Annotated in this window: 12 protein-coding genes; 9 read left to right on the forward strand and 3 right to left on the reverse strand. The window is 47.6% G+C overall.

Annotated elements, in window-relative coordinates; translation table 11 throughout:
- Positions 1-16 precede the first annotated feature (16 nt).
- The 7 genes from A9237_RS24485 to A9237_RS24515 all read left to right on the forward strand — a co-directional run bounded on the left by A9237_RS24485 (position 17) and on the right by A9237_RS24515 (position 11,984).
- Positions 17-2,722: a GH92 family glycosyl hydrolase gene (locus A9237_RS24485; protein WP_078609953.1), complete on the forward strand. Its 2,706-nt coding sequence runs from the start codon at positions 17-19 to the stop codon at positions 2,720-2,722.
- A gap of 72 nt (positions 2,723-2,794) precedes the next feature.
- Positions 2,795-5,251: a GH92 family glycosyl hydrolase gene (locus A9237_RS24490; RefSeq protein WP_005453046.1), complete on the forward strand. Its 2,457-nt coding sequence runs from the start codon at positions 2,795-2,797 to the stop codon at positions 5,249-5,251.
- Between the two features lie 89 nt (positions 5,252-5,340).
- Complete coding sequence (locus tag A9237_RS24495) at positions 5,341-7,821, forward strand: GH92 family glycosyl hydrolase (RefSeq protein ID WP_078609954.1); 2,481 nt, start codon at positions 5,341-5,343, stop codon at positions 7,819-7,821.
- A 217-nt stretch (positions 7,822-8,038) separates the two neighbouring features.
- Positions 8,039-9,601 (forward strand): bifunctional metallophosphatase/5'-nucleotidase, encoded by a 1,563-nt coding sequence (locus A9237_RS24500; protein ID WP_078609955.1) that lies wholly within the window; start codon positions 8,039-8,041, stop codon positions 9,599-9,601.
- 34 nt (positions 9,602-9,635) lie between these two features.
- Positions 9,636-11,063 carry a hypothetical protein gene (locus tag A9237_RS24505; RefSeq protein ID WP_078609956.1) on the forward strand — a complete coding sequence of 476 codons (1,428 nt, stop codon included), beginning with the start codon at positions 9,636-9,638 and terminating at the stop codon, positions 11,061-11,063.
- A gap of 129 nt (positions 11,064-11,192) precedes the next feature.
- The gene (locus A9237_RS24510; protein ID WP_009706408.1) at positions 11,193-11,372 is read left to right on the forward strand and encodes a hypothetical protein; all 180 of its coding nucleotides are present in this window, start codon (positions 11,193-11,195) and stop codon (positions 11,370-11,372) included.
- Between the two features lie 108 nt (positions 11,373-11,480).
- Entirely contained in the window at positions 11,481-11,984 is a 504-nt protein-coding gene (locus A9237_RS24515) for an ankyrin repeat domain-containing protein (RefSeq protein ID WP_050567178.1), read from the forward strand.
- A 53-nt stretch (positions 11,985-12,037) separates the two neighbouring features.
- Here the strand turns inward: A9237_RS24515 and A9237_RS24520 are convergent, their stop codons facing one another.
- A complete protein-coding gene (locus tag A9237_RS24520) occupies positions 12,038-12,403 on the reverse strand; it encodes a VOC family protein (protein ID WP_078609957.1) in 366 nt (121 codons plus the stop codon).
- A gap of 81 nt (positions 12,404-12,484) precedes the next feature.
- Positions 12,485-13,351: a LysR family transcriptional regulator gene (locus A9237_RS24525; RefSeq protein WP_078609958.1), complete on the reverse strand. Its 867-nt coding sequence runs from the start codon at positions 13,349-13,351 to the stop codon at positions 12,485-12,487.
- Between the two features lie 103 nt (positions 13,352-13,454).
- Between A9237_RS24525 and A9237_RS24530 the strand changes: the two genes are divergently transcribed.
- Together A9237_RS24530 and A9237_RS24535 are read left to right on the forward strand one after the other, a co-directional pair.
- Positions 13,455-14,066: a LysE family translocator gene (locus A9237_RS24530; RefSeq protein ID WP_078609959.1), complete on the forward strand. Its 612-nt coding sequence runs from the start codon at positions 13,455-13,457 to the stop codon at positions 14,064-14,066.
- Between the two features lie 108 nt (positions 14,067-14,174).
- Entirely contained in the window at positions 14,175-14,525 is a 351-nt protein-coding gene (locus A9237_RS24535) for a rhodanese-like domain-containing protein (RefSeq protein WP_041056456.1), read from the forward strand.
- Between the two features lie 78 nt (positions 14,526-14,603).
- On the opposite strand, the gene A9237_RS24540 is transcribed toward A9237_RS24535, so the two are convergent.
- The gene (locus tag A9237_RS24540) at positions 14,604-15,686 is read right to left on the reverse strand and encodes a protein kinase family protein (RefSeq protein WP_078609960.1); all 1,083 of its coding nucleotides are present in this window, start codon (positions 15,684-15,686) and stop codon (positions 14,604-14,606) included.
- Positions 15,687-15,695 lie beyond the last annotated feature (9 nt).

The following is a 15,695-nucleotide window of genomic DNA, read 5'->3' on the forward strand; positions in this document are numbered from 1 at the left end:
TCGTGGAATAAAAACAATGAAACTAAAAAGAACCCTACTCTCTACCGCAGTGTTAACCGCCATGCTTGGTCTTGCTGGTTGTGGCAGCGACTCTGATCCAGAAACTCCTGTTATCTCTACCCCTACTTTGGAATTCGTTGATACCTTGATCGGCACTAAAGGTCTTGGCAACGTCAACCCATCTCCAGTTATGCCAGAAGGTATGATTCAACCGTCACCAGATAACTTCGATCCAAACGGTTGGAATGGCAAAGGCTCACCTGTTGAATACGATCCTGTGCACAGCCTTCTTTCTGGCTTCTCAATGACCCACATTTCCGGCGCAGGTAAAGGCGACCTAAACGACTTCGCTTTCTTGCCATACACCGGCTTCAATACCGATGCCGTGACCATGGATAAAAGCTCGGAAGTGGCAGAAGTTGGTTACTACTCGGTTGATCTTGTAGAAACTGGCGTAAAAGCTGAACTGTCGTCAACCGACCGCGTGGCGTTCCAGCGTTACACCTTCAAGCCGGGTGAAGACCGCAAAGTGCGTATCGACCTGCAACACGAACTGTTGGAGCAATACGGCAACCATTCTCGTAGCATCTACTACAAACGCGTTAACGACACTACAGTCGTAGGCGCGCGTACCTCAAACGAATGGGGTCAATGGCAAACCGTGTTCTTCGCGGCAGAATTCTCTGATCCAATCATTGAAGAGAACCTATACACCAAGCTGGCTTCTGAAAACAAACTGACTCCAACTGACGCTACTGAAGTCGGCTTGGAAGATTACCGCGGATACGCAGAGCACAAACCAATGCCGGGCGAACCAGAACCTGACCCAGAACGTTTGGCAAAACGCGCAAACGATGTCCTGACGCATTTGAACTTTGGTAAGAGCGATGAGCCATTGGTGGTCAAAGTAGCGATTTCTGGCACTGGCGTTGACGGCGCACTGAAAAACCTAGAAGCAGACACTAACGGTTGGGACTTCGACAACGTCGTACAACAAAACCGCGTGGCTTGGGAAAACATCCTTGGCGAGTTTGAACTGGAAGGCGGCAACAAAGCCGACAAGACCATGTTCTACACCTCGCTCTACCGTACGTTTGTTGCTCCATTCCTATACCAAGACGTGGATGGCAAATACCGTGGCATGGATGGCAAAGTGCACCAAGCAGAAGATGGCTTAGTGAACTACTCGGTATACTCAATGTGGGATACCTTCCGCGCCGCACACCCACTGAAAACCATCATCGATAAAGACCGCGCAATTGAACACGCACGCGATCTATTGAACAAATACCAAACGGGCGGCGTACTACCAAAATGGGAACTGCACTCGGATTACACCGGTGAAATGGTCGGTCACCCTGCGGTCTCGGTTATTGCCGATATCATGGTCAAACACCCAGAAGCCTTTACTGCTGCTGAGTTTGATTTGGCGTTGAAAGCCGCTGACGAAACGGTCAACTTCAACCTTGATAAAACTGAAAGCTGGGTGCCTTACCAAGATGCTTGGAACGGTGACAAACGCTTCACGGTCATGACACGTCATAACGACTACCAAGAAGACGTCGGCTTTATTCCAGCTAACACCAAATGGGCGCCGAACTCTGGCGACAAACCGGGTTATGTGGAAGGCTTGAAAGTCGACAAATACGACGAGCTTGTGAACGAGTCGGTGTCTTACGGTCTTGAGAATGCTTACTACGACTGGTGTATCGCTCAGATCGCTAAACTTGCGGGCAACGACCAACAGTACGACCGCTACATGGCGCGTTCTGAATCGTTCAAGAACTACTTCGATTACAACCCAGAGCAATACGGCAAACTGCAAGACACCAAAGGCAACGCATTGGGTGCGACAGGCTTTATGCGTCCGGCTTACATGAACAGTGGCAGCAAGGTTTGGGCAAACAACCTGAAAGCAGAATGTTTGGACGAGAACATGGCGCTGTCTATCCCAGACGGTATGGACTACAACGCGTGTAAAGACCGCAAAGCACTCAATGAAAGTGACGTGTTCTGGCCTTACCGTGCTGAGCACCGAGGCGAAGACTTCACCGAAGGCAACACATGGCAATGGACATGGTTTGCACCGCACAACTTGAACGGTCTGGCTAACGTGATGGGTGGCGAGCACATCGACCGCACTGACTTCTCTCTTCCTGAAAACGTAACCGAACAAGGCAAAGCGGCATTCCTCGCTAACTTGAATGCGCTGTTTAATGCGGACTCCAACGCCGATACGAGCCAATCACACGATATGTCGGGCTACATCGGTCAGTTCGTGATGGGTAACGAGCCAGATCATCACGTGCCTTACCTTTACAACTGGACGGCTGAGCCTTGGAAGACACAAGAAATTGTCGATCAAGCGATGAACGAGTTCTACCACCCAACCCATGAAGGTCTGATTGGTAACGAAGACGTCGGTCAGATGTCGGCTTGGTATGTGATGTCTGCATTGGGCTTCTATCAAGTCACACCGGGCGAAGCAAGCTACACCATCGGTCGTCCTCTGTTCGACAAAGCCGTGATTCCAGTCGCGGACGGTAAATTCACCATCACCTCAGAAAATAACAGCCAAGAGAGCATCTACGTTAAGTCAGTGACCATCAACGGCAAACAATTGAGTGACAACTTCAGCTTCGCGCACAGCGATTTGAAAGACGGTGGAGAGCTGCATTTCGTCATGACTTCAGACAAATCTGAAGCGATGAAAGCGCAGTAGCCGATACCCATCCAAATAACGAAAGGGGGCACCTAGCCCCCTAAAAAACTTCACTTCAGTGGAACCATAAAAATGAAACTAAAAAGAACCCTTATCTCTACCGCTATACTCGCTGCCATGTTTGGTCTTGCTGGTTGTAACAGTGATGACGACAACAGCAAATCTGGTACTCCATCCCTCGACACCACACTAACTCAATACGTCAATCCATTGATTGGTACAGGCGCAGATGGTCACACCTTCCCAGGGGCGGTTGTGCCTTACGGTTTGGTACAACTTTCTCCTGATACCGAAATGGAAGGTTGGGGCTCTGCTGCAGGTTACTTCGACCACGGCAAGCTGACTGAAATCCCTGTATATGGCTTCTCCCACACTCACCTTTCTGGCACAGGCATTACCGACCTTGGTGATATCTTAGTTCTGCCTTTCACCAAGAAAGAAAACGCCGTTTTCAACACCTTCGATAAAGACAACGAAACGGCAGAAGCGGGCTACTACGCAGTTGAACTGAACAAAGGCGAAATCAAAGCTGAGCTAACCACCACGCAACGTGTTGGCTTCCACCGCTACACCTTCAAAGAAGGCACTACGCCACACATCAAGTTCGATTTAGACCACACTCTCAACAAAGGTCACTTCAACAACCGCACCATGAAGGGTGATTTGGAGTTCATCGACGCTTACACCATCCGCGGTTTACGTAGCTCGAATGGCTGGGCGAACAACCAGCACGTGTACTTCTACGCCACCTTCAACCAACCTATCGTCAAAGCCATTGCTTTAGTTGACGGCGCAGAAACGGAAATCGATGTAAACAACGACAACATCGACGCAGTGAAAACCATCGCTTACCTAGAATTCGCACCATCATCAACACCGTTAGAAATCCAAGTAGGCTTGTCACCAACAGGCACAGAAGGGGCGGAGAAGAACCTAGAAGCAGAAGCGAAAGACGTGTCATTTGATACTGCGCGCGCTCAAGCCAACGACGCATGGCACCAAGAGCTTAGCCGCATGATGGTATCTGGCGGCACGGAAGATCAGAAAGAGATCTTCTACACCGCGCTTTACCACGCTTCTATCGCGCCAATGATTTTCCAAGATGTCGACGGTCAATACCCTGCGATGCGTACTCGCATTCAAAAAGACGCGGGCGACACACCAAACTACTCTGTGTACTCCATGTGGGATACCTTCCGCGCAGCGCACCCACTGAAAACCATCATCGATCCGGAACGTGCCGAAGAGTTTGCCAACGACCTGATTCGTAAATACGAAGACGGTGGCATTCTGCCGAAATGGGAACTGCACAGCCACTACACAGGCACTATGATCGGCTTCCCTGCGGTTTCTATCATTGCTGACGCGATGGCGAAAGGTTTAGACATCGACCCACAACTTGCCAAAGAAGCGGCTGAGTTTACGGTGCGTTACCACGAGGCGTCTGAATTCCCAGATTGGACGGAAGACAACAACATCGGCGCAGCAAACGTTGTGCAAGTTAAGGTGTACGAAGAAAATGGCTTTGTTCATCACGGTTATTGGAACAGTGCATCTTACACGCTTGAGTTTGCTTACGGCGACTGGGCAATGGCAGAAATCGCGCGCATGGCTGGCGATGTAAAACTGCAAGAAGAGTTTATGACTCGTGCCGACAACTGGCTTAACCATTGGGATGCAGAGACGGGCTTCTTACGTCCGAAAAACCACCCGCTAAGCTCATCACCAAACAAACCGCCTTTGGAGTTCAACCAACCGATTGATGAAGATCGTTTGGATGAGTGTGAAATGGTTGAATGGCCTGAAGGCTCAGGCGTGATGAAAGAGAAATGCCCGCTGCTACCATTCGACCCTTACTACGTGGACGAGTTTGCCTACACCGAAGGGAACGCGTGGCAATGGAAGTTCCAACCAATGCACGATTTCAACCGCCTGAAACAAGAAATCTACCAAGCAGACTTGGCACAAGGCAAAGACACCACGCCAGAGAAAGCGTTCCGTGAAGACTTGGACGAGCTATTCAACGCGCGTTCTTCAAACACAGGTGAAGAACTGCCAGACCTAACGGGTTACATCGGTCAGTACATGCACGGTAACGAGCCATCGCACCACATTCCTTACCTATACGCGCTAACGGATGAGCCATGGAAAGCGCAAGAGTACCTAGACCGCATCATGTCAGAGATGTACACCAGCGAACCAACTGGTTTGATTGGTAACGAAGACGTAGGTCAGATGAGTTCTTGGTACTTGATGTCGGCAATGGGCTTCTACCAAGTGACGCCTGCGGATCCGGTCTACACCATCGGTCGCCCTATGTTTGATGAAATCACCATTCCAGTAGAAGGCGGCGAATTCACAGTCATCGCAGACAACAACAGCCCACACAACAAGTACGTGAAGTCCGTAACCATCAACGGCAAGCCGCTGGATGCCAACTTCACCTTCAAACACAGCGAAATCAAAGCGGGCGGCGAGCTTCACTTCGTCATGACGGGTGACAAGCAAGAAGCGCTTCAAGCTCAGTAACGTTTTATGTAATTCGTGTTTAAAGAATAAGCAGATAGATTAACTCAGTGGCAGGAAGTGAGGCGCTTCCTGCCTAAGGAATCAAGATTATGAACTTTACGAAAACCGCTATCGCCACCGCTGTGATTGCAAGTGTTATTGGTTTGGCTGGCTGCAACGATGACGACGATAACACCTCACCAAGCGTCGATACTTCCAACCTAAAATACGTCGACCCATTCATTGGTACGGGCTTTAACGGACACACCTTCCCAGGTCCTGTTGTGCCAGAAGGTATGGTGCAACTTTCTCCAGATACCGAGCTGATCGGCTGGCACTCTTCATCAGGTTACCACTTCGATAAAAAGACCCTATTTGGCTTCTCCCACACCCATCTATCCGGCACGGGTATGGGCGGTTTAGGTGACATTCTGTTCCTTCCGTTTACCGAAGATAAAGCTAAATACATCGAAGACAGCGACGACTACCGCGAAGCGATTTCAGTCAAGATGGACAAAACCTCAGAAGTGGCAGAAGCGGGTTACTACTCTGTGAAGATTGCAGAGAACGGTATCAAAGCTGAGCTTACAGCTTCTGAACGTGTCGGTTTCCATCGTTACACCTATCCGCAAGGTCAACCACAACGTCTGAAGATAGACCTCAACTCCATCCTTAACAGTGACTGGGGTTCGACCTCTCTGCGCAACAAACTGACGGTGAGCGAAGACGGCCATACCATCACGGGCGAGCGCGATGCAGCGCACTTCTCTGGTTGGGCGAAAAACCAAAAAATCTTCTTCTATGCGACTTTTGATAAGAAGATCAAAGACGTTTACATCCTTGCCAATGGCGAACCTGTTGACGGTCTATCGGCAGAGCACGTTTCTGAATTAATTTACGATGACCAAGGTAATCCAGTTAAGCGTGTCAAAGCGGACGTCACTGCCTACATCGAATTTGAAGATGAAGGCTCACAAGAGCTGAATGCGCAAGTGGCGTTATCTGCGGTTGACCCTCAAGGTGCAGAAAACAACTACGATGCCGAAGCGAATGTCTCTTTCGATACTGCGCGTAACAACGCACGCGAGAAATGGGCAAAAGCACTCAACTTCTCTATCGAAGGTGGCACAGAAGATCAGAAAGAGATCTTCTACACTGCGCTTTACCACACCAAGATTGCGCCTATGGTGCATCAAGACGTGGATGGTCGATTCCGTGGCATGGGCAAAGGCTCAATTCGTGAAGGCGAAGGGGAATACTCCATCGCTTACGGTCAAGCAACAGAAGAACAGCCAAACTTCTCGGTTTACTCTCTATGGGATACCCAACGTGCGTTGCACCCACTAAAAACCATCACAGAGCCAACCCGCGCGGTGCAGTACGCGAAGAACCTAGTTCAGAAGTACACTGAAAGCGGCTTGCTGCCGAAATGGGAGCACTTAGGTGACGAAACAGGCACCATGGTTGGCTACCCAGCGGTAGCAGTGATTGCGGATGCGATGACCAAATTCCCAGAAGAGTTTACTCAACAAGAGAAAGAGCTGGCGCTGAAAGCCGCGATCGACTCTTCGACTTACGACAACTACCCAGCACTGCAAGCCGATTGGGATCAGGGCGTATTGGATCGCACTTTAACCAAGCACATCGATTACATTGAGAAAAACGGCTTCACGCCTGCCATCCAACGTGTCGATGGTGAGCCAGTATTTGAAGACTACACGGTTGAGTCTGTTTCTTACGGTCTAGAAAACGCGTTCTACGATTGGGCTATCGCACAAATTGCCAAAGCAGCCGGTGACACTCAAGCAGAAGAGCAATACCTTGAACGCTCAAAAGGCTACAAGAAGTACTTCGATTACAACCCAACGGAATACGCAGAACATGGCGTGACGGGCTTTATGCGCCCTGTGATGATTGATGAAACCTTCATGACGCCATTCGACCCATACGGTACGGAACACGAGACAGGCAACTACACCGAAGGTAACGCGTGGCAGTGGACTTGGTTTGTACCGCATGACATCGCGGGCTTGAAGACCATCATGGGTGGCGATGCTGAGTTCCAGAAAAACCTAGAAGCAACTTTCACCGCAGAGAGCCAAGGTACAGAAACACCGGATATGTCTGGTTTGATTGGTCAAGTTGCGTTTGGTAACGAGCCTTCGCACCACATTCCTTACCTATTCAACTGGACCGCAGAACCATGGAAGACGCAACAAGTCGTCGACCACATTCTGGATGACATGTATTTCGCTGCGCCAGAAGGCGTCATTGGTAACGAAGACGTAGGCGCGATGTCTGCTTGGTATGTGATGTCTGCATTGGGCTTCTACCAAGTGAACGCAGCAGAGCCTATCTACACTGTGGGTCGCCCGCTATTCGACAAAGCGGTAATTCCGGTGAAAGGTGGCACGTTCACCATCACCACAGAAAACAACGCCGATGACAACATGTACATCAAGTCCGTCACCATCAATGGCAAAGCTTTGGATAACGGTTTCTTCTTCGACCATTCCGAGTTCAAACCGGGTGGTGAGTTGCACTTCGTGATGACGGGCGATCAATCAGAAGCGATGAAAGCGCCTCAATAAGCCTCTATCACTCTTCCCTCTTCAAAGGTCAGTTCGCGAGAGCTGGCCTTTTGTTTTTTAGCCTTTCACTTTCACCAACACAAACGATCACTCTGCGACAATTAATCATAAGCTCAGTAAATTTATGTGATCCAATTCAAGCGAACTAAACGTTTGCTTTTTTAAAGTTGCCCCGTTTCGCGAAACCCAACATTCATTCGACTTAACCGGATCAGCTATGAACACATTTTCTAAAAAGCCGTTACTTTGCGCCTTGGCCGCAATTTCTATCAGTGCTTCATTTTCTTCATTTGCGGAAATTCGCAATGTCACGCTGCTGCACACCAACGACATCGAGAGCGTTTACGAACCTGTTGATGCCTTTTGGAATCCAGACATCTCACACATCGGTGGTATTCCATATCTAGCCACCTTAATCAAACAAACCCGAGCGCAGGAAGAGACCAGTTTCTTGTTTGATGCAGGTGACATTTTCACTGGGTCACTTGCTAAGAAGACTCAAGGCAAACTTTCTTTCGATTTGTACAGTGCAATGGGCTACGACGCGATTACGCTCGGCAACCATGAGTTTGAATACGGCTGGCAAACGCTGAAAGAGAACATGCCAAGAGCGGCTTACCCAGTGCTGAACGCCAACATCAAATTCGAGCAAAACAATGCCCCATTTGCTTCGCCCTACACCATTATTGAGCGCGATGGCGTTCGTGTAGGCGTGATAGGTGTGATGGGCGTGGATGCGTTCTACAACACCATGTGGAAAGGCAACCGCAAGGGTTTAACCATTGATGACCCTATCGAAGTCACTCAATACTGGGTGGATAAGATTCGTGATGAAGTGGACATGATTGTCGTACTGACTCACCAAAACAAAACAGCGCCAATGCAGACCGACAAAGAAGCAGACCCAGAAGTACAACGCGGCTTTGATGAAGACTACAACATGGCTGGCAAGCTAAAAGGCGTGGATGTGATCTTTGGTGGTCACTCAGACCATGGCTTGTGGAAGCCAGTTGTACACCCGAAAACCGGCACCGTCATTGGCCTTACATTCGGTCAGGGCAAATACTTGGGTTACACCAAGTTTGCGGTGGATACAGAAAAGCACGACGTAAAACTGCTTGATGGCAAACTCATCCCTGTGGAATCAGATAAGCTGGAACGAGACAAAAAAACCAGCGACCTTATCGCCAATGCACGCAGCAAATTCCCTGAGTTAAGCGAGCAACTGGCGACCATCAACGACACTGCTTACCGCCGTTACTACCGCGAATCAAACGTCGGTAACTTGGTGGCCGATATGATGCGTGAAGCTGCTAACGCCGATGTGGGCATGATCAGTTCTGGTAGTATTCGTGTCGACTTAAACAAAGGCCCAGTGACAATGGAAAACGTGATGGATCTTTTCCCATTCACGGATAAACTCTCGGTCGTGACATTAAACGGGGAACAGCTAAAAGAACTGTTGGAATACAGCTACACCTTGCCTTACGGTCTGGCGCAATTCTCTGGTATCGAAGCGCGTTATGACAACGAAAAACCAGAGGGTCAACGCTTGGTGAGCCTAAATGTAAACGGCAAACCAGTGGACAATGCTGACTCATACAAAGTCGCGACTTACTCTTACGCAGCAAGTGGCGGTGACGGCTATCATGTTTTTGAGAAAGGTACGTTTGAATCAGAAGGCGATTCAGTAACACAAGTGTTGATTGACCAGTTCAAAGCGAAGAAACAAGTGACCGTACCGGAACTCGGTCGCCAAGTAGACGTAAGCCAAAACTAAATCCAATACGGACTTAGCTCGGAGAATAAGCACCATGACATTTCGTCAAGAATACAATGGCTGTAAGTCGTTTGGTTGCGCCAATTGCGGTGTACCCGACTTGAGCTTGTATTCGCGCTCAAACCGACTCGGTTACGATGCGTGGCATTGTTCTGAGTGTGGTGCTTATCCTCCTGTTTTGGTGAACGAGCCCATTCTCGCGCTAGGCAATCAACTGGAACAGCACACCTTCAAACTCGATTTATTGCCTCAATGCCATTGTTCAAAAGCGTCTTGGCAACGTTTCGGACGCACACCCTCTGGCACCGAACGTGTGCAATGTCGGCAATGCAAAAAGACCGCAACGCTGATCAACTCAAGTAAAGCATCATCAAACCTGCAACCAATGTTGGATGCTTTGATTTCTGGCGTTCCTCCGCAAGAACTGCAACAAGTTTTGAGGCTCAATCACCGCGCGTTTTCTCTGCGGATGGAACAATTGGCTGAGCTACTCAATACCTGCAGCCGTTTGTTTGAAGCACAACTTGATTTCTCAATCCTACAAACCCGTTCGTTTCTTCAAGTCGCGCGGTCTGGGTTTAGACACGATAGCCGCTCTCAAAGTAGCGCGCATATTTGGACACTATCGACGGCCGATGCCAAGACGGGATATGTACTGTTGATCAGTGATAACGCACTGATGGAGAAAGATTCGTTACCTGAAGAGGTGCGAGAGCAGAGCCGTTATCGACTCACCAAGAAAGAGCTCGCTCCCACAGAAGAAGACGTACTGCTTCAAGCGCAGAAAACGTACGACAAGATCTTAAATCGCAGCCAATTTGATCAACTCGGTTACTGCGATGCGCAACATGCCCAATCCAAGGAAGTGTTCTTAACCCGTCCTGTATTTGCCGCTCACGCTCACATGCAGAACTTGGCAAATTATCTAAAATCTCAGCTGCCAAAAGCTTTATTGCTCGAGCATGAAAGTTTTATTCGCGGCGCTGCGATTACCGCATTTACACCAACGGTAATCAGTGGAAGCACACATCTGTACTACTGCCACGTCAGATCACACAACGTGTACGACACTAACAACAGCGGTAAACAAAACATGAGTTGGTGGGATGAAACGTGGCGACGCGTGAATATTGAAAATGCACTGGGCAAGTGGCAAATCGGCTTGGGTTTATTGACCAAAAAAGGCGAGCTCTATGATGCCGCTATTCACTCCCTTTTCCCCACACATCCAGATTGGAACTCACGCTTCTGGCAACGCTATACCGAATGGCTACAACCTAGCTACGCGTCTCACCTCAGCTTGGCTCGAATACAGCAGTGGCAAAGCATTTATCGCTTTTTGCACAATTTCACACTGTGCCACCATGAAATCAAAATTGGATCTCGATTCATCGAACCAAGCCAAGTTACTGACTTAGTTGACTTCATAAACCATCATTCACTAACTAGTGAGCTACCATAAACATCTGATTATAAATAATTTTTTATTGATAATAGCATTTTCATTTTTGGCTCTTTATACAATGCCGTATTGCAGGTTAGAGAACTCTGTAATGTATAGTTTTCCGAATGATAAAAAGGACGAACTATCATGAAAGACTATGACGATGGCGGGCTTCAATTGGTTGACGAAGTCGTTGGCAAAGGCAAGCTGGCATTTATCAATAACATCCCATTTGACCAAAACCCCTACCCAATCGTGACCCTTGAGTTCATGAGTTGGTGGTACGGCTGGTTGCTAGAAGAAGAACGCCAAACCATGGCTGCGTAAACCGCGTAATGACACCTTATTTCCACAATTAAACCGTTTCCAAGTTTACCTAATGCCAACAAGCGTCAGGTGCGCTTGCGGCTTTTTATTTTTTAAATACAGGTAGATATGGACATCAATACAACAATTAGAACCACAATCTTTACCCTATCGTTTATCACAACTTCATTCGCACTGTTTTTGAAGCATTCACTCACCGAAGAACGAATGATGTTGTGCGCATTAGGAAATGATATTCCAGTGTTTGATAGCGAAGATTGCTTATTCTATTTTGAGACGTTTGGCGTTTCGCAAGATTTACTAAGCTTAGTCGAGTATCAATATGGTATTTCGTCGATTCTAAGTGGTGACAGTCATAGCCGCTTTCGTATGGCAAACACCTTAATCGCACATGGGTTTGACGTAAATTGGCTGAACGAAAGTAACAGTCCACCTCTGCACTCCGCCATCATTCATGATGATTTCGAAGCGTTTAAATGGCTAATGCAGCAAGGGGCAAACAAAGATCTTTATTGCCCAAAGGTAGGAAAGAACGCCACTGAGTTTTTGGATTGGATTTACACTGAGAACCCGACCGCCAATCGCGGCGCTATGTACGCACTTTTACACTAGAGCTTCAAAAAAGGGAGCCGCTCGCTCCCTTTGTCGTTTTTATCGTTTTGAAATTAATCGATATTCTGGCTTATGCGCCACAGCACGCCACTAGGATCGTGCAAACAGAATTCTCGCATCTTCCAAGGTTGAGCAACCAGTTCTGTCATCTTGGCTCCGAATGACTCCAGATCGACATTCGAAACATGTTCATGCCAGCTGGCAACATCTTCCACCAGCAAATGCATCATGAAATTATTGCAGTGTTTTGGCTCATAAAAATCTTGCAACAAGAATGAGCAACTGCCCTTGAAGAAGTACGCCACACCACCAAAATCCGAAGGCATCTCAAAACCCAACGCCTGATAAAAACGCTTTGATAACTCGTAATCTTTCGCCGGAACAAAAGATTTAATTTCAACAATATTGAGGTTTTCCATTTCCTAAGTTTCCATTGTGTAGCACGTGTTCAACCACTCTAGGTAACTCAACGCGCTCTGACTAGGATCTCTCTGTATTTCTTAGGCGCAAGGCACACACTCCGCCATTTGGGTTTGCAGCCAAAGCACAAATTTTTGTTCCAGTTCAGAGCGTGCTTTGTCTTGAGTCAATAAGACATAGTCATGCCCTGACGGCACAAAACCAAATGGTGCAACGAGATTGCCACGTTCGAGGTCGTCCATCACTAGAGGATAAGAGCCCATCGCCGCACCTAAGCCATCGACTGCAGCTTGAATGCAGAAATAGAAATGCGCGAAAGACTGTTCTGCTTTTCCGCTTATCGACGCACCACCAGAGCGCTGAATCCATTCTTGCCAAGCTTCGGGTCTGGTTTGGCTGTGTAATAACTTCACGGAGTCCAAGTCGCTTTTCACTTGCTGCCAGTATTCAGGTGAAAACACGGGCCCCACCCACTCTTCCACTAACTTGGTTTTTGGGTAGTGATACAAAGGCTCAAAGTCATCTCGACGAATCGCCATAGCAAGCCCCGTCGAGCCAAGCGTTACAGGTCCTCCCGCAGTCGAAAGACGAACATCTGCGTCACAACAATCATTAAACGCGGAAAGCCTTGGCATCAACCAACGCATGGTTAACGTTGGCTCACAAGAGACTTCAAGGTATTGATGCATCTCCTGCACCAGCTTGTTCACGCCAGTTTCCAGCGCTTGGAATGCTTGCTCGGTATAGCTTTTCAGCATCTCCCCTTCTCTAGTGAGCAACATATTGCGCCCCTGTTTGTAGAACAAAGGTTGAGCCAGATAGGTCTCCAACACTTTGATCTGCTTACTTACAGCGCCATGCGTAATATTGAGCTTGTTTGCTGCTTCACTAAAACTCGCAGACGTTGCCGCGACATGGAAAACATGAAAGGATTTAAGATGCCTCATCTGTGACTTTTTCTCACACTTAGCAGAATTTGTTTCGATTATAGTCTCCGAACTCTCGACCTACAATTGCCCCATTAATAACAACGAAGAAACAGGAAACACTATGGAGCTTTTCAGCCTTGCCTTATTAGGCATACTCATCGTTATAAGTCCCGGAGCTGATTTTGTATTGGTTCTTAGAAACAGCCTCAACAATGGCAGACAAGCGGGAATTTGGAGTGCCGTGGGCATTAGTCTTGCGATTTCGGTGCACATTACCTATTCATTGCTTGGTATCAGTTACTTAATCTCACAGAACGAATGGTTGTTCAGTTTGATTCGCTACCTCGGTGCGGCTTATCTGATCTATCTAGGATTAAAAGGGATTTTTGAGACTGACTCTCAGCAGAAGATAGAGGGGGAAACACAACAAAGCATCTCCATTTGGCAGTTCTTTTTCCAAGGCTTTTTGTGCAATGTGCTTAACCCAAAAACCATGTTGTTCTTCTTGAGTATCTTTAGCCAAGTCATCAATCCGAATGCAGCATCACAACACCTAGCTTTAGGTTACGGTGTCTACATGATTGCGCTACACGGGATGTGGTTTTCTATGGTTGCCATCTTGTTTACCTCACCGCGATTACAGAGCTTATTACTGCGCGTGAAACATAGGTTGAATCAAGCTTGTGGCGCTGGGTTATTGGTGTTTGGCGCAATGTTAGGATTAAAGTCATAACACGCTAGGTTACGACATTTCGACCGATGCCACATCGAAGTTTAATAATCACACGTATAATCTTCATCAGAACGATTAAGGACAATTGACCTTGAGGAAAGGAACTCAATGAAAAAACTACTTCCGATTGTATTCACTTGTTTGAGCTTAGCTTTCACCGCGCCATCGGTATTGGCTTCTGAACGTGCAGAGCAGGGTTGGCAATGGATTGAGCAAGGCGCAATGATTGTCGATGTACGCACACCACAAGAGTTTGCCGATGGTCACTTAGACAATGCGGTTAACTTTCCGCTTTCAGAGTTGGATAAACACTTTGCTAATGTCGATAAAGACACGCAGATCGTGCTTTACTGCCGCAGCGGCAATCGCTCAGGACAAGCGTATCAGTACCTACAATCACAAGGGTTTACCAACCTTCATAACGCGGGTGGCTTGGTTGAGATGCAACAAGCGAAGTAGCACGACTTAGCACCTACCTAGCCAATGAAATGGAAAAGCACACCTCTCGTGTGCTTTTTGTTTTTTCTATGCCGAAAATTACAGTTGGTACTGCAACACAAGTTCGTTTTTCTCTTGGTAGGTTTGAATCAGTTGGGCTTTACTCTTAGCGGCATTTTGATAAAACAACGCACCTCCCTCAGCCAACAAACCATAATGTTGCTGCAGCATATCTAAAACAAACTGCACCCGTTTAATTGTGGTTAATGTGCAACTCTTGCCATCCAAATCATCTTCAATATCGAGCACATGAGAACGAAACATCTCAAGCGTAAAAAGATGTTCCAATTGAGCATCAGACTTTAGCGCCATTTGTATCTTTTCCATTGACGTTTGCACTCGCTCTACGATTTCTAGCGTGGCATCGTTTTGAACTAGCCAGTCCCGCTTGTATTCGAGTATCTCAAGGGCTCGTTGTTTCACGTACCTAAACAACTGTATTGCCTCTTCTCGGGAGTAATCTTGCTCTAACAACCACCCTGAGAGGAAACGTGTTTCGAATCGCTCACAAGCATCAAAAAGAGGGTCATGCAGGCCATTGCTGTTGAACTCACTTAACGGGTCAAAGCGATACATATAGCCAAAGTCGAACAACTTTAGCTGACCTTGTTCATCCACCAGCAAGTTACCTGAACACAAATCCCACTCAAACAATCCACTTCGCTCACAAGCAAACAGAGTCGAGAATAACTGCCCTAATAGGTCCTCAGTTAGGGCTTGAATTGGCGAACCTTCAATCCAATCTGAAACAATGATCCCTAAACGGTAATCAGCGTAGTCAGTCTCAACAATGTGTTTGAAGTCCTCGGCTAAATTCGGATTATCTTTTTGAGTTTGAAAATCAAGGCGACGTTGTACTTCATTTAGAAAGGAGTACTGACCATCAGGGTTTTGCACTTTCGCCTGTGGGCGTTTTTTCTTGAGCGTATAGTCTCGTCCGCCGATACGAATATGAAATACCTGCGCCGTCAGACCGCTTTCAAACGTTTCGACAATATACTCTGACTCTGCTGTCGTTAACGCCAAGGTTTCTGGTGGTATAGGGCATTGATCCACATTGCCGACAATTAAGTTTTGATCACTTAAGTCAAATGCTTGCTGCTGTAATTGGCGTTGGTTCATGAAGTGCTC

This window comes from Vibrio owensii (assembly GCF_002021755.1).
GTDB lineage: Bacteria > Pseudomonadota > Gammaproteobacteria > Enterobacterales > Vibrionaceae > Vibrio > Vibrio owensii.

Bases quoted from the DNA above. Each gene is read 5' to 3' on its own strand.
- A9237_RS24485 (WP_078609953.1), top strand. From the start codon at position 17: ATGAAACTAAAAAGAACCCTACTCTCTACCGCAGTGTTAACCGCCATG.
- A9237_RS24490 (WP_005453046.1), top strand. From the start codon at position 2,795: ATGAAACTAAAAAGAACCCTTATCTCTACCGCTATACTCGCTGCCATG.
- A9237_RS24495 (WP_078609954.1), top strand. From the start codon at position 5,341: ATGAACTTTACGAAAACCGCTATCGCCACCGCTGTGATTGCAAGTGTT.
- A9237_RS24500 (WP_078609955.1), top strand. From the start codon at position 8,039: ATGAACACATTTTCTAAAAAGCCGTTACTTTGCGCCTTGGCCGCAATT.
- A9237_RS24505 (WP_078609956.1), top strand. From the start codon at position 9,636: ATGACATTTCGTCAAGAATACAATGGCTGTAAGTCGTTTGGTTGCGCC.
- A9237_RS24510 (WP_009706408.1), top strand. From the start codon at position 11,193: ATGAAAGACTATGACGATGGCGGGCTTCAATTGGTTGACGAAGTCGTT.
- A9237_RS24515 (WP_050567178.1), top strand. From the start codon at position 11,481: ATGGACATCAATACAACAATTAGAACCACAATCTTTACCCTATCGTTT.
- A9237_RS24520 (WP_078609957.1), bottom strand. From the start codon at position 12,403: ATGGAAAACCTCAATATTGTTGAAATTAAATCTTTTGTTCCGGCGAAA.
- A9237_RS24525 (WP_078609958.1), bottom strand. From the start codon at position 13,351: ATGAGGCATCTTAAATCCTTTCATGTTTTCCATGTCGCGGCAACGTCT.
- A9237_RS24530 (WP_078609959.1), top strand. From the start codon at position 13,455: ATGGAGCTTTTCAGCCTTGCCTTATTAGGCATACTCATCGTTATAAGT.
- A9237_RS24535 (WP_041056456.1), top strand. From the start codon at position 14,175: ATGAAAAAACTACTTCCGATTGTATTCACTTGTTTGAGCTTAGCTTTC.
- A9237_RS24540 (WP_078609960.1), bottom strand. From the start codon at position 15,686: ATGAACCAACGCCAATTACAGCAGCAAGCATTTGACTTAAGTGATCAA.